This is a genomic window from Bacillus sp. LR--39, assembly GCF_053613335.1.
In genome coordinates this window covers 1-633 of sequence record NZ_JBSIOT010001097.1, presented here as the reverse complement: position 1 = coordinate 633, position 633 = coordinate 1, and the positions used below count along the sequence as shown (strand labels likewise).

Annotated in this window: 1 protein-coding gene and 1 pseudogene; one reads left to right on the top strand and one right to left on the bottom strand. The window is 44.4% G+C overall.

What is annotated here, in order from left to right:
- Positions 1–296, bottom strand: a 296-nt coding sequence (locus ACWHAR_RS28680) for a CotH kinase family protein (RefSeq protein ID WP_452088649.1), incomplete at its 3' end; no start/stop codon positions are given.
- A gap of 154 nt (positions 297–450) precedes the next feature.
- On the opposite strand from ACWHAR_RS28680, the pseudogene ACWHAR_RS28675 reads away from it, so the two are divergent.
- A pseudogene (locus ACWHAR_RS28675) lies at positions 451–633 on the top strand (fumarylacetoacetate hydrolase family protein); the annotation flags it as partial.

Below are 633 nucleotides of genomic sequence, written 5' to 3'. Positions count from 1 at the left end.
CCATTGATGGTCAGAAAGCTGTACGAGGCAACGGGAGCAGGTACGCCGATCTGGTCAAAAAAACAATAGGCGAGTCTGCGCCGCATCAGGGACGGATCATCCTGTTCTGCATTCAAAAAAAGTGTCCTTTCACCAAGCAGAGACTTTTCCCAGCTGATTTCATAGGATGCCTTTTCCGCTCTGTCACGCTGTGTGAGAAGAATGGGAGAAACAGATCGATCTGTTACGAAAAGCCCCTTGGCTGTACCTTTCCTTTTCAGCTGCTCCCGATGAAAAAATAAATGCACGCGCTCCATATTCTTTCCTCCTTCTCAAAACGACATTTGTATGATATGTAGAGCAAGCCCGTCCTGAAACGAAATGAAAACGGAATTGAGAAAAAGGGATTTCAGCATTCGACAGAGAATACATGAAGGAGCATTCTGATTTAAAAGATGATGGAGGAATAACATGAAATTTGCGACAGGGGAACTTTACAACCGAATGTTTGTCGGCCTGATCATTGATGATGAGAAAATTATGGATTTGCAAAAGGCTGAAAAAAAACTGTTTGAACTTGAGACGATTCCGGGATCGCTGATTGAATGTATCGCAGAAGGGGATAAATTCGTTGCGCATGCAAGGCAGCTGGCC